This is a genomic window from Arthrobacter sp. P4_F10 (genome assembly GCF_056401435.1).
Window position 1 is genome coordinate 40,407 of record NZ_JBFUJJ010000023.1, and the last position, 16,090, is coordinate 56,496.

The 16,090-nt window shown below is 64.5% G+C and carries 19 protein-coding genes and 1 pseudogene; 10 read left to right on the plus strand and 10 right to left on the minus strand.

Features of this window, described 5'->3' with window-relative positions:
* Positions 1–144: 144 nt before the first annotated feature.
* The 6 genes from AC1DR1_RS17915 to AC1DR1_RS17940 form a co-directional block, all read right to left on the minus strand.
* Positions 145–483 (minus strand): YciI family protein, encoded by a 339-nt coding sequence (locus tag AC1DR1_RS17915; protein ID WP_229992357.1) that lies wholly within the window; start codon positions 481–483, stop codon positions 145–147.
* Between the two features lie 51 nt (positions 484–534).
* Positions 535–1,515, minus strand: coding sequence for a TIGR03086 family metal-binding protein (locus AC1DR1_RS17920; RefSeq protein ID WP_364743016.1), 981 nt, complete (start codon positions 1,513–1,515; stop codon positions 535–537).
* Positions 1,512–1,871: an ArsR/SmtB family transcription factor gene (locus AC1DR1_RS17925; protein ID WP_476993016.1), complete on the minus strand. Its 360-nt coding sequence runs from the start codon at positions 1,869–1,871 to the stop codon at positions 1,512–1,514. Before AC1DR1_RS17925 ends, AC1DR1_RS17920 begins: the two co-directional genes overlap by 4 nt.
* A 310-nt stretch (positions 1,872–2,181) precedes the next feature.
* Complete coding sequence (locus AC1DR1_RS17930; RefSeq protein ID WP_476993017.1) at positions 2,182–2,799, minus strand: TetR/AcrR family transcriptional regulator; 618 nt, start codon at positions 2,797–2,799, stop codon at positions 2,182–2,184.
* A gap of 148 nt (positions 2,800–2,947) precedes the next feature.
* On the minus strand, positions 2,948–3,625 hold the full coding sequence (locus AC1DR1_RS17935; RefSeq protein ID WP_364743010.1) for a PAS and ANTAR domain-containing protein: 678 nt from the start codon (positions 3,623–3,625) through the stop codon (positions 2,948–2,950).
* 91 nt (positions 3,626–3,716) lie between these two features.
* On the minus strand, positions 3,717–4,181 hold the full coding sequence (locus tag AC1DR1_RS17940) for a YegP family protein (RefSeq protein WP_476993018.1): 465 nt from the start codon (positions 4,179–4,181) through the stop codon (positions 3,717–3,719).
* A 343-nt stretch (positions 4,182–4,524) separates the two neighbouring features.
* Here AC1DR1_RS17940 and AC1DR1_RS17945 point away from each other — a divergent pair, with 343 nt between their 5' ends.
* Both AC1DR1_RS17945 and AC1DR1_RS17950 read left to right on the plus strand, forming a co-directional pair.
* Positions 4,525–4,887 (plus strand): ArsR/SmtB family transcription factor, encoded by a 363-nt coding sequence (locus tag AC1DR1_RS17945; protein ID WP_229992351.1) that lies wholly within the window; start codon positions 4,525–4,527, stop codon positions 4,885–4,887.
* A gap of 184 nt (positions 4,888–5,071) precedes the next feature.
* Entirely contained in the window at positions 5,072–5,506 is a 435-nt protein-coding gene (locus AC1DR1_RS17950; protein WP_229992350.1) for an SRPBCC family protein, read from the plus strand.
* Positions 5,507–5,572: 66 nt separating this feature from the next.
* Here AC1DR1_RS17950 and AC1DR1_RS17955 read toward each other — a convergent pair.
* Positions 5,573–5,953: pseudogene (locus AC1DR1_RS17955) on the minus strand (IS110 family transposase); the annotation flags it as partial.
* 471 nt (positions 5,954–6,424) lie between these two features.
* Here AC1DR1_RS17955 and AC1DR1_RS17960 point away from each other — a divergent pair.
* The 8 genes from AC1DR1_RS17960 to AC1DR1_RS17995 all read left to right on the plus strand — a co-directional run bounded on the left by AC1DR1_RS17960 (position 6,425) and on the right by AC1DR1_RS17995 (position 13,171).
* A complete protein-coding gene (locus AC1DR1_RS17960) occupies positions 6,425–7,012 on the plus strand; it encodes a ferritin (protein WP_229992349.1) in 588 nt (195 codons plus the stop codon).
* A gap of 131 nt (positions 7,013–7,143) precedes the next feature.
* Positions 7,144–8,079 (plus strand): polyphosphate kinase 2, encoded by a 936-nt coding sequence (gene ppk2, locus AC1DR1_RS17965; protein ID WP_229992348.1) that lies wholly within the window; start codon positions 7,144–7,146, stop codon positions 8,077–8,079.
* A gap of 383 nt (positions 8,080–8,462) precedes the next feature.
* Positions 8,463–8,753 carry a hypothetical protein gene (locus tag AC1DR1_RS17970; protein WP_364743003.1) on the plus strand — a complete coding sequence of 97 codons (291 nt, stop codon included), beginning with the start codon at positions 8,463–8,465 and terminating at the stop codon, positions 8,751–8,753.
* 181 nt (positions 8,754–8,934) lie between these two features.
* Entirely contained in the window at positions 8,935–9,570 is a 636-nt protein-coding gene (locus AC1DR1_RS17975) for a LysE family translocator (protein WP_476993019.1), read from the plus strand.
* Between the two features lie 152 nt (positions 9,571–9,722).
* Positions 9,723–10,328, plus strand: coding sequence for a VOC family protein (locus AC1DR1_RS17980; protein ID WP_364742997.1), 606 nt, complete (start codon positions 9,723–9,725; stop codon positions 10,326–10,328).
* 184 nt (positions 10,329–10,512) lie between these two features.
* On the plus strand, positions 10,513–10,983 hold the full coding sequence (locus AC1DR1_RS17985) for a group II truncated hemoglobin (RefSeq protein WP_476993020.1): 471 nt from the start codon (positions 10,513–10,515) through the stop codon (positions 10,981–10,983).
* A 1,021-nt stretch (positions 10,984–12,004) separates the two neighbouring features.
* Positions 12,005–12,673 carry an alpha/beta fold hydrolase gene (locus tag AC1DR1_RS17990; RefSeq protein WP_364742991.1) on the plus strand — a complete coding sequence of 223 codons (669 nt, stop codon included), beginning with the start codon at positions 12,005–12,007 and terminating at the stop codon, positions 12,671–12,673.
* Between the two features lie 243 nt (positions 12,674–12,916).
* Complete coding sequence (locus AC1DR1_RS17995; protein ID WP_229992340.1) at positions 12,917–13,171, plus strand: hypothetical protein; 255 nt, start codon at positions 12,917–12,919, stop codon at positions 13,169–13,171.
* A 128-nt stretch (positions 13,172–13,299) separates the two neighbouring features.
* Here AC1DR1_RS17995 and AC1DR1_RS18000 read toward each other — a convergent pair whose 3' ends face one another.
* The 3 genes from AC1DR1_RS18000 to AC1DR1_RS18010 form a co-directional block, all read right to left on the minus strand.
* Positions 13,300–14,736, minus strand: a complete 1,437-nt coding sequence (locus AC1DR1_RS18000) for an MFS transporter (protein ID WP_364742988.1) — start codon at positions 14,734–14,736, stop codon at positions 13,300–13,302.
* Positions 14,737–15,017: 281 nt separating this feature from the next.
* Positions 15,018–15,452 carry an SRPBCC family protein gene (locus AC1DR1_RS18005; RefSeq protein WP_364742985.1) on the minus strand — a complete coding sequence of 145 codons (435 nt, stop codon included), beginning with the start codon at positions 15,450–15,452 and terminating at the stop codon, positions 15,018–15,020.
* A gap of 231 nt (positions 15,453–15,683) precedes the next feature.
* Complete coding sequence (locus AC1DR1_RS18010; protein WP_476993021.1) at positions 15,684–16,088, minus strand: GNAT family N-acetyltransferase; 405 nt, start codon at positions 16,086–16,088, stop codon at positions 15,684–15,686.
* Positions 16,089–16,090 lie beyond the last annotated feature (2 nt).

Below are 16,090 nucleotides of genomic sequence, written 5' to 3' on the forward strand. Positions count from 1 at the left end.
GGCCAGAGTGGAAAGCGGCGGCAGGCCGCCTTGCTCCGGCGCTCCGGCCACAGCCACGGAGGATGGTCCGGAGCCGGTTAAAGCGTGTTCGCCGCTGCCGTTGGGCAGCGGCGAACAGGCCACGAGCATCGGGTCGAGCCGCTGCTACATTCCGGGGATCTGCTGGGCCTCGTGAACCTCGATTTCACAGCCGCCCGGCATGTTCAGGTGCGGGTGCTGCTTGGCGAGCTCGACGGCCGCCTCAAGGTTTTCGGCCTCGATGATGCTGTATCCGGCGACCTCGCGCTGGCTCGGTGCCGTGGCTCCGCCGGCGGAAACGCGGACGCCGTTGGCCAGGGGCGTCCCGAAGTCGATCAGCCCGTTGCCGACTTTAGCGGCCCACGCGTTCCACTGTTCCATGGCGGCCGCCATGTCCTCCGGTGCGGGCGGCGCGGCCTCGGCGGGGGTCATCGGGGCGTGGTAGATGAAGACGAACTTGGACATACTGTTCCCTGCTTTCCTGGGGTGTCTCTGACGGGTATCGGGTAGGAAACTTCAGACGGCGATGGTTCGGCCGGTGAACGCGATCAGGCGCTCCAGGCTGCCTGCGGTCTCCGCGACCGGCTGGGCGGCGGCGAAGCTGCCGCTGGCGCGGACCTGGTCGGAGATGGTCAGCAGGGCCAGCGCCTCAACGTGATCGGTGACGACGTCGGAGACGACGAGTTCCTGGCCAGTGGCCTTCGCGAAGTCCCACGCGTGCACGAGCAGCTCGAGGTTGATGATTCCGGCGACGACGGTGGCGGGAAGTTCAGCGAAGCCCATGTCGATGGTGCCTTCGACACCACGGCGGCTGAACGCCTCCAGGGTGGCCTGCGCGAGTCCGGCGATGCGCACTTCCGGGCCTGCCCCGGCGTCGTCGCTCACGTCCGCGCCCAGTGCTCCGCCGATCTGCTTCAGCGAACCGGCCAGGTGCTCCAGCAACTCGTGGGCCGTGAAGTCTTCGCAGGGAGTGGCTTTCTCCCGGTCTTCCGGAGTGAGCTTTCGCAGCACGCCCAGGAGCACGGCGAGGGATGCCTCAGCAGAGCTGATGTGATCGATCGAATCCGGGGCCGCTGACCACTCGTCCGGACCGGCGCCGGCCGGGGTGGAGGTTTCGGCGATCAGGCGGTCCAGGTAGTGGTTCCAGCCCTCGGCATGTGCTGCGGCCTGTTCGGCGTTGAGGCCATCGTGGACCAGACGGAGCGTGGTGCCGTCGGCGTCGGGCTCCAGCGTGATCGACACGGTGGAAGCGCCCGGCGCCAGGTCCATTCCGGCTTCCCAGCCCCAGGTGAAGACGACGCGCTTGCCCGGCTCGATCTCCGTGAAAGTGCCGGCTGCGTGGTGGCCAGGAGTGACGGTCCATCGGTATTCGCCGCCAATCCGAAGATCAACCCGGGCCGCCACCGTCTGCCAGCGGCGCAGACGTTCCGGCTCGGTGATGAGTGCAAAGGCCTCGTCGACGCCGACGGGCAGGTGAATGGTCTTATCGAACATCATGAGAGTGATCCTTTGTCTTGAGGCGAAGTATCTGAATTGGTCGTGTGATGTTGCGGAGGGCCGTGACGCTGTGCGGCAAGTGCGGCCGCATCCGATGCCAGCAGATCCAGTTCGTAGGTCCAGAACTGTTCGACAAGTTCACGGAGCCGGCCCATTCCCACCGGGTCGAGCCTGTAATACCTGTTCCGTCCTTCTTTGCGGGCAGATACCAGGCCGGCCTGCTCCAGTAACAGCAGGTGCTGGGACACCGCGGAGCGGCTCACCGTGAAATGGGCGGCCAGCTCCCCGACCGCCTGTTCGTGGCTGGCGAGAAGATGCAGCAGGCGTCGCCGATTCGGCTCCGCAGCAATCTCCAAGGCATCCAACACAGATAATACGTTAGTGGTGACTAACGTATTTCGCAAGGGCAAAGTTGTTCGAGGGTCAGGTGATGGGAGTGCGGCGCGCCTGTCGGTCGGCAGGGAGCCGGCGTCAGCATTGAAATCAGGAGCCGGCGTCGGTGTCGGCGTCGGAATTGGGAGCGGCGTCGACGTCGGGGCATGGCGCTATGTCGACGGCGGCGCGCCAGCGCTGTTAGGTGTGTCTGTTTGCGTGGAGGAAGCTGCGGCTTTGCGCAGGGTCATGGAGGAGCCGGCATCGAATGCGGGCACTCCCCCGGCACACCTGCTACAGGTTTCGGTGGTGCTCGATGAGCCAGCGCGCCATCTGCTGGGCGCGCTTGGAGGCCAGCGCGTCGCCTTCGGTGGCCGAAATGATGGAGCCCTTCATCAGGATGTGCCAGGACCGCGCAAATTCTTCGGGGCGGTCCAGCCCGGCTTCCTCAGCCAGGGCCTGGATGTGGCCCCTGATGCGGCTGAGGTAATCGATGCTCGCCTTCCCCAGAGGGTGCCCGGCCCCCATCTCCAGCAGGACGTTAATGAACGAGCACGCCTCGAAATCCTCGCGCTGGAACCAGTCGCCGAACACGTCAAATACGGCGAGCAGCCGTTCTTCGGCGGTGTCGCCGCGCCGGCTGGCCTCTGCCACGATGAGGTCCACGGTCCACGCCTGGTCGCGGAGTTCCAGGAAGGCCAGTACCAGGGCGTCCTTGGACGGAAAGTGCCGGTAGAAGGTTGCTTTGGAAACCCCGGAACTGCTGATCAGCTCATTGACCCCCACTCCGCGGATGCCGCGGCGGGAGAACAACTCGTAGGCGGTGGCGAGAATACGGTCCACCGGCTCATCGCGTCCGGCCATGGCTGTGGCAGGCAACAGTGTGGGGCCCGCGGCGTCGTCGACAGTCATGATAAAAGAATTTTACACTGGGCTGAGGCGTACAGACCGGTCTGCCTCGGAGTGTGCTATGAGTGTCCGCTGGGTTATGCCCGGAGCATTCGGTCAGGGCAGCGCGCAGGGCGTGCCGGCCAAAGGCCCGCCCGGCGCCTTTCGTCCCCTAGGGATGAAAAACGCGGCCCCCATCGCGGCGTGCCGAGAAACGGCTGTCCAGTGCGTGGACGAAGCTGCGGAGGGTGGCGGATTCCTGCGTGTTGCTGGCCAGCCGGACGATGGCCGAGGCCGTGTGGGCAAGCTTGATGTTGTGGTGCTGGCTGTAGGCGGAGAGCCGTTCGAAGGCGGCGTCGGAACCGATGTGAAGAATTCCCATCAGGATGCCCTTGGCCTGTTCAATGAGGCCTCGCGTGCCAATGGCTCCGGCAATGGCCTCGCGGGCGGACCGGTCCGTTTCCAGCTGAACTGTCCTGGTGAGGTCGAGCATGAATCCGTCGATGAACAGCAGTTTCCCGTCACGATCCGGCACGCCCTCCCCCGCTGTCAGGACGCGGCGTTCCCGCCTGCGTGCGTCGAAGAGACGGTGGTAGTTGGCAAAAAACCCTCCCCCACGGCCCACATCCTCAAAAATTTCCCTGCACCGTTTCCGGTCGTCAGGATGCAGGTGCGACATCAGGACGCCCACCGTCGGCACCACCTCGCCCCGGTGATAGCCATGGATTTGATAAATCTGCTCGGACCACTGCAGCTCCCCCGAGACCACATCGTAGCGAAAGGTCCCAGCGAGGCAGTCCTCGGCGACCAGCGCGCTGGAGTAGGCCCGCAACGCCTTCAACTCGGTCATGGCCATCCCTGCCTGTCCGGCCCAACGGCAGACGCCCCGCACCCGGCCCGAGGAAAGCGCCCCGGGGTGCCAACACGGGACACGGCGTCAGTCAGCACGAGCTGAGCCCAACGTGGGCGCTCCGCGCCTCCAGGGCCTGCCGCCACCGTACGATTAGCTGCTGATTCCGGATGACGGCCCGGCCGCCCAAGAAGCGCGCGGCGGACGGGATGCCGGTGCGCGGCGGCCGTCCCGGGGATCTGGGCGCTCGGTCACGGGCCGACCCCGCACGTGCGCGGGGCTCGCTGGCGTGCGTGTCATGGGCTCGACGGTTATGCGCGCTTGGCTCCACCGGAATGGCATCGGCCACGGGCTGGGGCAGGGCGTCATTTTGCGGTGCCTCTATTTCGGTCACCAGCCCCATGCCGGCGTACTCCCTTACTGCGGCGATCCCGCCCACCGCCGATGGCAGGTCAGGAAAGGACCTGGAGAGGGCCATGACAGTCCCGTCCGGGGCGGTAAGTCGAAATCGGTAGGAAGTGTCGGAATCGGTGAACAGTTCGAACATGCCTGTCATAGAACCCTCCTGGAAGCCGGGACTCGATTGTTCCCGGTGACGCCGTTGTCACCGGGAACAGTCCGAATCCACCCGAACAATGCCGGCCACTCATAGAAGGCCGAATCGAATTGATGAATTCATGAAAGTCTGAACTACGGTTCTCATCTGCGCAAGAGGTACCACTTTGTCTTCCGGCGGCGGCGACACGGCAGCGGTCCGGCGCTACGATAAATGTGCGGGCGGACCGATCGTGGGCGATGCGAGACAGACTTTTCTGTCTCGCACGTGTTAGTTTTCCTGTCGGCGGGTTCTGCACAGATGCGCGGCCCAGAATATTTGAATGTGAAGGAGGGAGGTCCCGATGCCGGATGATCTTCCCACAAGTATGGTCCTGACCGATGTTAAGGCCGAACTTTTCAAGTCCATGGGCCACCCTGCTCGAATCCAGCTCCTGGAAATGCTCGCGGACGGGCCCGTTGCCGTGAGCAGACTGCGCGACAACACGGGTCTGGAGCCGTCGAACCTCTCCCAGCATTTGAGCCTGCTCCGCCGCCAGCGCCTCATTGTCCCCTCGCGACGCGACGGGCGGCTGTTTTATGAACTGGCCAGCCCTGAGGTCAACGTCCTGCTCGCGGCCGCACGATCCCTGCTCGGCACCCTCATCCACACCAGCGGCTTGACGCTGAGTCCCATGGCTGAAGAGCGGGAAGAGGCAATCCGCTAGGTGCCGGCGCCCGGTGGACCGCTAGACGGCTCCCTCTCACAGCGGTCGACGTCGGCCGCGACGGCACGATCCGGAGGACACCTGGACCGGGCGCGGGCCGGCCAGGGCCGCACGACGTACAGTATGGACAACATCGATCGGCTGGCCGGGAATCGGCCGGGACCAAGAACCAGTAGGGGTATGCATGGCTCACGCCGAGAACGAGACCACCATTAACCGTTCGCCGGAGGATGTCTATGCGTTCCTCGCCGATGGGCTGAACAACCCGGCATGGCGTTCGGGGGTGCAGGACATCACACTGAAAAGTGGAACACCCGGGGACCTCGGTGCCGTGTACAGCCAGACTCTCACGGGTCCGGGCGGCCGGCCTATCGTCGGTGACTACGAAATCACGGCTGCGGACCCCGGAAAGCATCTGGGCTTCCAGGTCGTGGCCGGCCCTGCCCGCCCGGCCGGCGCTTACCGGCTCAGTGCAGCGTCCGGCGGAACGACTGTCCTGTTCACCTTGGATCTGCAGCCCAAGGGACTCATGAAACTCGTGGGTCCGGTGATTGTCCGCACCATGAATGCCGAAGTCGCGCAACTGACCAACCTCAAAAGCGTTCTCGAATCCGCATAGCGAGGCCTCACAGGGTGGCAACTATGGAAAACCGGAATCCCGATGTGGATCTGTGGCTGGAGAAATACGACAACCCGCAGCGAGAACTGGTCGCAGGACGGCTGCGGCGATCCGGTGCGCGTCCAACGGATCGGACTTGCCATGCCCGTGCTGGGCACGGGCATCCATGCGCGCCGCTTCGGCGACCGGGTAGCCGGCAGTGCCCACGGCGGCGGCCAGCAGGGCGCCGTATGAGGCGACGCCCTCGATCACCCACAAGGTGGCCAGGTCGGCGCCGGTGCGGCGCGCCACCCAGGCGATGGCCCGGTTGATGCCGGCGCTGGTGGTGGGGAAATCCCGGGTCTGAAGCAGTTCGCCGGTTGAGGTGGCGATGATGGCGTAGACATGGTTCCTGGCGTGAGTGTCGACGCCGACGACAAACGGGCGGGAATGCGCAACGATAGGCATAGCGGTTCAGGCACCTTCCTCAATTTCGCGGATATGATCAGGGCCGCGCACGGCCGGTACCAATCCGGGTAGAGGTCACTTCGGAACAGCACTGTGACGAGCCACGCCCCGTCAAACAGGGCGGGCAACCTTCTGATCAAGTCACCGATGTGGGCCGGGCAGGTACCGGCCGCCCACCCCATGGACGGACGAGTCGACGGAAGGGCACCCGACGGGGGCCAGTTCTTGTTTGAGTCGCGACCACAGGGCGGAACGGCCAGCACCTACTCTGCCAGCCAGTCCCAGACCAGCCACACCAATCCTCACAGTTCTTGTTTGTGGGCAAGCTTCCGCGACCAGGAACCGCAGGCTATTGACCGGCCATCATGCATCCGGGACGCTCGAAGCAAGACCCCTGCAAATCGACAGCGCGGCCGACCCCGGCCAGCTCTGTCCGCAGTCGCCCACACAGACCCCCGTAAGGAGCTCCCGATGGAATCCGCTAAATTTACTGAACTGCTCACTCGCCAGGTTGGCAACGAATTCGCCGCCTCCCACCAATACGTCGCCGTGGCCGCATGGTTTGACGGGCAGGACCTTCCGCAGCTGGCCAAACACTTCTACCGCCAGTCGCTGGAAGAGCGCAACCACGCCATGATGATGGTCCGCTACATCCTGGACCGCGGACTCAAAGTCGCCATCCCTGGCATTGATCCGGTCCGCAACGACTTCGCTGACGTCGAGGAGCCCCTCGCCCTGGCCCTCGCGCAGGAACAGGAAGTCACCGAGAACATTAAGGGCATCTTCGCCGCAGCCAGGGCTGAGAATGACGCCCTGGGCGAGCAATTCATGCTCTGGTTTCTCAAGGAACAGGTCGAAGAGGTTGCCTCGATGACCACCCTGCTGAACATTGCCCGGCGCGCGGACAACCTCTTCGACGTCGAAAACTTCCTGGCCCGTGAACGCCTCGGCGACCAAGGAGGTGGCGGTGGCTACCGGGGATCCGGCGGGCATCACGCCGGCCAGACCGGAGGGGGCCACGACTCCGGAACGCCGGAAGCGGCCGGAGGATCACTTTGAAGCCCATCCCTATCGTGAGCTCCACTTGTCGGCTTAGGCTGGTCGCATTCTATGAACTCAGTTGAGCATCGAACGCTGCCGGCACCCTAGAAAGCCGGCGACGGTTCAGCGGGGCCGGAAGGAGGCTGGGGATGGCGCATGCGGACAGGACGTGGACACCCGAGGATCAAGGTTGGCTCCGGGAAAACCTGCGGGAGGCCATCGACCATCTGGTGGAGATGGGGTACACCGTGCGCGGGGGGCAAGGCGAGGATCCGGAGCTGATCCACCCGGGCGGTTCGGCCGTGCAGACGTGGCGGGAAGACTACCCCTACGACGAGCGGATGTCCCGTGAGGAGTACGAGCTGGAGAAATACCGGCTCCAGGTTGAACTGCTGAAGTTCCAGTACTGGGGCCAGGACCAGGAGCTCCGGCACGTGATCGTATTCGAGGGCCGGGATGCGGCCGGCAAGGGCGGAACGATCAAGCGCTTCACCGAGCACCTGAATCCCCGCTCGGCCCGGGCCGTGGCATTGAGCAAACCCTCGGACCGTGAACTTGGCCAGTGGTACTTCCAGCGCTACATCCAGCATCTGCCCACGGCCGGGGAGATCGTGATGTTCGACCGTTCCTGGTACAACCGGGCAAATGTGGAGCGGGTCATGGGCTTCTGCACGGAGCAGGAATTCGACACTTTCATGATTCAGGCGCCGCTCTTCGAGAGGATGCTGGTGGACTCCGGAATCCACCTGACCAAGTTCTGGTTCTCCGTGACCCGCCACGAGCAGCGCACCCGCTTTGCGATCCGGCAGATAGACCCGGTGCGGCGTTGGAAGCTCTCCCCCATAGACCTGGCCTCCCTGGACCGGTGGGAGGAGTACACGGCAGCCAAGGAGGAGACGTTCCTGCGGACCGACACGGACCATGCGCCATGGATCACCATCAAGTTCAACGACAAGAAGCGGGGCCGGATCAACGCCATGCGCTTCTTCCTCAACCAGTTCGACTACGAGGACAAGGACACAACTGTGGTCCACGGCCCCGACCGGCTGATCGTGCGCCGCGGCCGCGACGCCGCCGGCGACTAGCGGGCCGGTCAAGCCCGGCGAAGGCCGCGCAACGGGCACGGCGCAGCCGCCCTCGCTGCGCAGATCCCTGCTCTGAACGAATTCTTCTCCAGAAAGACCGTCGATCACCCTTGAAATAGACCCAAAACAGAGGGGTAATCGTTTAAGGCGGATCAATGCCAGAGGGCCCCAACAATACTCGCGGCCGTGGACGGCTCGTACCGAGCCGACGGCGCGCGCGGAACCGCCGGGCTGGGGCCGATGCGGCCCTTGGGGCACCAGCCTGCAGATGGCCCCGGCCTCCTCGCGGCTAACGACATATCGAGCCGGTGTCCATACCGAAGCGACCTCGTGGATGGCCGCCGCCCCTTCAGGTACCACCAGGCAGGAAGGAGGAACCAATCATGAAGCTCAAGGCACATTCCGCCGCTTTCACTCTCCAGAACCGGTTTATGCGCCGCGGGCTGGATGATGAACACGCCCAGATTCCGCGGCGGCAACCCGCAACCAACGACGTGACCCCCGTCAGGATCGTCGAACCCGGCAACGCCCGAGAAATGCCCGAAGATGGGCCGGATGACCGCGATTTTCAGCGGACCGACCCAGACGAGGAGCCGAAGGACACCCTATGGTTTTACCTTCTTGGCATTGCCACCATCCTGTACCTGATCGCGCTGATGGTCATCCTCCTCTGATGACCCAGGACGCGCTTGCCGTGGGACTTCTCGGTTCCGTGGTACCAGCGCACATTCCTGCTCCTGGGACGCAGCGCAGCTCGCTGCCCTCGAGAAGAACGTCGGGTCGCGTTTGACTGCCTCCCCGGCCGTGCCTCGCTGCAATTGCAACCAGGCAAGCTGCACCCGGACAATGGTGCGCATGACCGCTGTAACCCTGCTGGCTTTTGCCGGCCTGTGCCTGCTGCTCTCCGTCACCCCCGGCCCAGATACGTTCCTGGTGCTGCGGATCTCCCTGCAGAGTGCCGTGGCCGGCCTTGCCGCGGCGCTCGGCTCGGCACTGGCATCCCTGGTCTGGGCCGGGCTGGTGGGGGTGGGTCTCGCCGCAGTGCTGGAGGACTCCGCCGAAGTATTCCGCTGGCCAAAGATCGCGGGCGGGTTGTACCTGCTGTACCTGGGCATCTCGTCGCTGATCCGGGCCCGCCGCACAACACCCTCAGCAACGGCCGGACACGCTCCCCGCCGGAGCTACAGCCGAATGACAGGGTGCGGCGCCGGCGCGCTCTCCACACTGCTCAACCCCAAAGTCGGCCTGTTCTACCTCGCCGTCGTGCCGCAATTCATTCCGCACGGCGGCAACACTCTGGACACCGCGATGGTGCTTGGTGCCATCGAGAGCATTATCGGTTTCCTCTATCTGGCCGCCGTATCCATCGCGGCAGCGAAGGCAATGGCGTGGCTGCAGCGTCCGCGAGTGAGCAGCTGGCTCGAACGCGGCAGCAGCGGCATCATCGCCGCACTCGGGCTGGGCGTGCTGGCATCGAGCACCAGCTCGTAGCCAGCGCCGGTCATCCAACCCGAAGGTAACCGCAGGCCGAGCCGGATGTTCGGCCGCATGCGGGACGGATCGATCAGGATCGGAGAAGCGATCAGGGGGGCCACAGCATAAAGTCATCAACACGACCTGCCCACCCTTCCGAAGGACCTGCCATGACCTCCATCGAATCAGTGACCCTCGAAGTACCTGACCCCGCGGCCGCCACCGCCTTCTACACTGCTGCCTTCGGATTGGGAACGCAGGTGCGCGTGCGAGCTTCGGATGCCCCGACGGCCGGGTTCCGCGGGTTCACGATGTCGCTCATAGTGTCGCAGCCGTCCACCGTCAGCAGCCTGATCGACACTGCTCTGGCGGCTGGTGCCACGACGCTGAAGCCGGCCCAAAAGTCACTGTGGGGCTATGGCGGCGTCGTTCAGGCTCCCGATGGAGCGATCTGGAAGGTCGCGACGTCGGCGAGGAAGGACACCGGTCCGGCCACCAGACAGATTGACCAGATCGTGCTGCTGGTAGCGGCCACCGACGTTGCTGCGAGCAAACGGTTCTACGTCGACCACGGACTCGCCGTCGGGAAAAGCTTCGGCAAGTACGTCGAGTTCGCCATGCCGGCGAGTCCCATCAAGCTGGGGCTCTACGGGCGCCGCGCTCTCGCCAAGGATGCCGGCGTCCCTCCGGAGGGCACCGGTTCGCACCGTCTCACGATAGGCAGCGACGCCGGCCCGTTCACCGACCCGGACGGGTTCGCGTGGGAGCCCGCATGAGTATGAGCCGGGAGGCCGTCGGTCATTTGGCCGCTTGTGTTCCACCAGGTGATGCGGCTGTTCGGGTGAAAAGACACCGCACCTGTCGTCGAAAATTTTCCACGGAGGCGACCCACATCCGCTACCGCGTCCTTCGCTGAGCCGGCCCCTTCCGTACAAGGGTGGGGCATGCCATCGTTGCAGGATGCAGACGGTGTACGAAGCTGCTGGCGGAGCCCCCTTTTTCCTGGCGCTGGCCGGCGCATGGCATACCAGGGCAACGGCCGACGAGGTGGTCGGCCACGCGTTCAGCCATGGCTTCCATCCCGAGCATAGGCGGCGGCTGGCCGCCTACTGGGCGGAGGCTTTAGGTGGCCCGACAACCTATTCAGACTCCTACGGCGACGAGACCTCTGTGGTGCGGATGCACAGCGGCAACGGGCCGCACGAGGATATGGACCGTAGAGCGATCGCCTGCTTCGATCAGGCAATGACCGACGTCGGACTCACCGAGGAGAACCCTCTCCGCAAGGTGCTGCACGACTACTTCGCGTGGTCGACCACCACCACGATGTCCCGGTACCACCGCTCCGCAGAGGACGTTCCGGACGGCCTGCCCATCCAACACTGGTCGTGGGACGGTCCCGTCGAAGGGGCGGGTTCAGAAGACTCCTGATCGCATGCGAGCCGTTCGTCTGTCCCCTACCCGGAGCCCCTGTCTCCGCTGCCGCGGTCAATGGCGACGAAGCAAAGCGCCGCCGAGTAGGTGAACGTACGGCCTGGGGTGCGGATTTCCCAAGGGCCCGAATCCGGGACGCGCCATCTCCTTATCGCCATTTCCACGATGGGCGTCAGTGCCGCCCAAAGCTGCTTGTCCACCCGGTTCCCGCGGCCGTGAAGAAGAACCTCGAGTCCGTTAAAGGTGAGCCGGGCTGCAGGCAGGTGGCCCCAAACTTCTTGGTGCGGGACAACCACTAGTGATGATGGGTGGGACCATCACCCAGATCTGTGCTTTTCGATGTCACAGGCAAGAGTTGTTTTCAGGTTTCAAGCAGTCAGGGCGCACGAAAGCGGCGGCCGGTCCCGTGTGGGACGGCCCGCCGCCGTTGAGCGATCAGGTTGAGCGTCAGGCTTTGGCCTTGCGCTTCACCCAGCCCCAAACAGCCGTGGCCACCAGCAGCACCAGAGCAATGATCGCCAACCAAAGTAGGCCCTTCACGGCGAAGCCAAGGATCGAAAGTACAAGCCAAATGATAAGTAGTGTGATTATTAGTCCCATACCGGAAGCTTATGCCACGCCAGTAGCCGACGGCGCCATCGGGACCGCGCTCCACGTCCGCTTTGGCGCTGGCCAGGGCCTCGGACGGTGACCCTGCGGTGGCCGCGGCTCTGCTGTCGCTCGTTATCTAAGGGGTGAAGCGAGGACGAAGCCTGTCATGTGTTCGAGTCCAGGACGACGGTCTCTGAGACAATTCGATCGTCCGGTTACCGACGGGAAACGTAAACTGCTTCCACCTGACTGGAACGAACTGCCCGAGATGCGAATGGTCCGTTAGCGGCTGCCGGGGTTGCCGGCGTCCATAAGGGCGGGGAGAAGATGGGGAGATGAGATCCGTGTTGAAGCGAAAGCAGCCCAACGGGCGCCACCTGCTGGTCCGGAACCGGGGTCCCGTCGTCGGCGTTTGGCTGGTACTGCCGTGAATACGTTCGTGCTGATCCCGGGAGCGGGCGGCGCAGCCTGGTACTGGAGCCACGTCGTTCCTTTGCTTCAGGGGACCGGGCACGACGCCGTGGCGGTCGATCTGCCCGGCGACGATGAAGGCGCCGGGCTGCCGGAGTACGCGCGGCTGGTTCTCGACGCCATCGGTGGGCGCAACGACGTCGTGCTTGTTGCGCAGTCGCTGGGTGGCTTCACCACCCCGCTCGTGTGTGAGCGCGCTTCCGTCCGAAAGCTCATCCTGGTGAATGCGATGATCCCTATACCGGGCGAGACCCCCGGCGCATGGTGGGACAACACCGGCTGGGCTGCAGCGCAGCAAAGCGCGGCCAGGGCCCACGGGTACAGTGCCGAGTTCGACATTGACACCTACTTCCTGCACGACGTTCCGCCGGAAATCGCGGCGGAAGGGGAACCGCATCAGCGCCCGGAAGCAAACGCGGTTTTCGGTTCGGTATGCAACTTCACGCAATGGCCCAAGATCCCAACCCGTGTGCTTACCGGCGAGGCAGACCGGTTCTTTCCTCTGGATTTCCAACGACGGGTCGCCCGCGAACGCCTCGGTGTGGAGCCCGACGTCGTGCCCGGCGGCCACCTCCTCGCCCTAGCAAACCCCGACGGCGTGGCCAGCTACCTGCTGCGCAGTTGAATATGGGGAACCGGAATGGGTGCCGGTTCGATGATCGTTCCGTTGACAGGTCAAGCGGTGGACGATCTCGGCCCCGGGGTCCTTCAACACGCGTCCGAGTAACACCTGACCCGCCGGGTTGAGCCGAACTGGACAGGGTTGTCTTCCTGGCATAAATTCAACGTTGGCAGTCGGGCGGTGACCCAACTGCCCAGTGTCGGTGACGGAGCGTCCCAGCGATGCACACGAGATAAGGGAACGGATATGAGCGCGCATTTTGATCGGTTCCTCGCAGAGGCCGTGACCAGTGACCGGGAAACCGACGGCGGGTTGGACGAGGAAGAGCTGTACGGGTTGTACACCAGCTGGTGCCTGATAAACCACACCGAGCCGGAGCCCGCCGAGGCTCTTTGGGCGGCCCTCGAAGGCCGCCGGATCAAGCCTGACGACAACACTCTGGCCATGTCCGGTCCCGCCGCGTTGGATTACATCGTGTACAGCTCCCCCGACCTGGCGTAAACGCACCTCAAACGGACGGTGGGACCGCTGGACCGGCGAGCTGGAGAACGATGCGGCTCAGACGTTGAATACGGCATCGGGCCGCAGTCCGATGGCGGAAGGCCGCACCAGGGCTTGGAACCTTGGGATCACCCCCGCACGGCGGCGGGGACCTGCTTGACGGGTTTTGTGGCAGGCATCCCGATAACGGCGACGACGGTGAGCAGCGCGACGATCATGACCGCCAGGAACACGGCGGAAGAGGCCGCCACGATGGTACCGGGATCCGTGTCACCGTGCGGAGTGCCGGCGTAGACGGCGTTTGCTATCGCCCCGAACACTGCGACACCGATGGAGCTGCCGATTGATCGGGCGAAAAGGTTGGTGCCGGTCACCACCCCGCGCTCGTTCCATTCGACGCTCGTCTGGGCGGCGATGAGGGTCGGCGTGGCGACCAGCCCGAGTCCGAGTCCGACGATGAAGCAACTGCCTGCGACCAGCGCAACGTTCGGGACGGAAGCGGTGACGGCCAGGACCGCCGTGCCGATGACGGTGACCGTGATACCGATCATCGCAGTGTTCCGGAACCCGATCCGCAGATACAGGCGGCCCGATTGGGACGCACTGATCGGCCAGCCGATGGTCAGCGCCGCCAGGGCGAGCCCGGCCAGGATCGGGGAGGTCGAGAGGGCTCCTACGAGGAAGGTGGGAACGTAAGAGGTGATGCCAAGCATGACTGCTCCCACGCCGAAGGCGACCATCGCCGTCGTCGCCAGCAGCCGCCGGGACACCACCCACGGGGGCAGGACAGGCTCCGCTGCCCTCCGTTCGGCGAGGACGAACGCGGCGAACAAAAGCGCACCGCCGGCGAACACTGCGCTGCTGATGGCGGAGTTCCAGGCCCAGGCCTGGCCGCCCTCGAGGGCACCGAGAATGAGCAGGGTGAGCGAAACCGTGAGCAGCCCCGCGCCCAGATAGTCGACCCGGTGCTTCACGCGCTCGATGTTCTCGTGGAACGACCGGACCAGCATCCATCCTGCCACCAGGCACAGCGGGATGTTCACGAGGAAAATGCCACGCCAGATGCCGAGCGTGGCAAACACTCCCCCGAGCGTCGGGCCCACCACTGAGGAGACGGCCCACACACTCGCAAGGTAGCCCTGTACTTTTGCCCGCTCTGCCAGGGCGTAGATATCGCCGGCGATAGTGATGGCCATCGGCTGGACCGCTCCGGCGCCCAGGCCCTGGACCACGCGGAAGGCGATGAGCACCGGCATGCTCCACGCGACTCCGCACAGGACCGAGCCGAGCAGGAACAGTCCAATTCCGATCAGCATGATCGGCTTGCGGCCGATGGTGTCGGAGAGCTTCGCGTAGACAGGGACTGACACAGCCTGCGCCAGCAGGTAGGCGGAGAACAGCCACGGGAACGACGTGAACCCGCCAATGTCATGCACGATCGCAGGCACGGCTGTCGCCACAACGGTCGCGTCAATCGCCACCAGACCCGTAGAGAGCATCAGGGCAATAAGGACAGGTCCGCGTTCGGAGCGGAAGCCGACTCCCTCGGCAGGCGTAGTCGTCACGTGACCTCATTCCCATCGGTGCTCAAAGGCGGCGTTGTGCGCAGAACCGGTTCCACCCCCGACTGCATAACGGCACCCGTCACCGAATTAGTCCCGGACCTGCCTCATAATCGCGGCGATGGTCCGGACTATTGGACGCTTGCTTATTATCGTCTAATTTGAGGCTCGGATGCGGCCCGCCTAGCGAACACGGGCCTTCGGCACACGCCTCTTGCCGACTTCCTGACAGGCCGGCTCCGCGTCCAAGTCCGGAGCCGGCCTCGGGGGCGCCGCCCATCACCTCATTGAGCGTGTCGGCCGAGGATTTCTGAGCGTTTCCTGACGGCGTTGACGTAATCGATGAGAGGCTGCCGCGCGTCCGGCATGGCCTTCCCGACTAGCCCGCGCAGTGGGCCGGTGATCTCCTCCTTCACGCGCAGGTGCGTCTTGCCATCGTCGTGGGGTTCAAGCGTGAACGTGCATACGCCGGTGATCAGACCCAGGGGCAGGCCCCCGGTCCACGTCATCACCTCGCCGGGCCTCTGCCGGACACGCAGCCGGAAGATGCGGCTCCCACAGGTGCTGGTCCGGATTTTGATGGTGCCACCGTTGCGCAGTTCGCCCGTGACGTGCGTGATACCGGAATCCCAAACTGTGTAGTTCCCTGCATCGGTGATGATGTCCCAGACGGTGGAGTCTCGGGCTTTGATAAGTGCCTCAGCCTCGACGGAATGCATGAACCTACCGTATCCGCCGCGTCCCGGGAAGGCGCCAGAGGATTTGGGCACCTGTCTGGTGAACATCAGCCCACGTCCACGGCATAGGCCAAAGGCCTGGGAGACGTACTCCGAGTGGCTTTGGGGCAACCTAGGTGACTGATGACCCGGCTCATGTCGACACCGCATGCTGCGCGGAAGGCTGCGGCGCTGGCTGCCGCAGAACGCAAGTTCTGGCGCCCCGGCAATGGGTCAGAGGGTGAGCTTCATGCCCTCGTGGCTGCAGACAAAGCCCAGGCGCTCGTAAAAGCGGTGGGCCGCGAGGCGGGATTTGTCGGTGGTCAGCTGGACGAGGGAGCAGCCGCGCTCACGTGCATGCTTAATGGCCCATCGCATCATGACCGCACCAGTTCCCTGGCCTCGCAACTGCTTGGCTACTCGCACCCCTTCAATCTGTGCACGCCAGGATCCCCTGCGGGAGAGGCCGGGGATGAAGCTGAGCTGGAACGTGGCCACCACCTCACCGCCGAGTTCTCCCACTACCAAAAGGTGGGCGGGGTCGGAGTCGATTGCGTCAAAAGCCAGCTCGTACGGGTCCGGATCGTCGGCCCTTTCTCGGGTTGATCCCAGCTGATCGTCGGCGAGTAGCTGCAGAATTT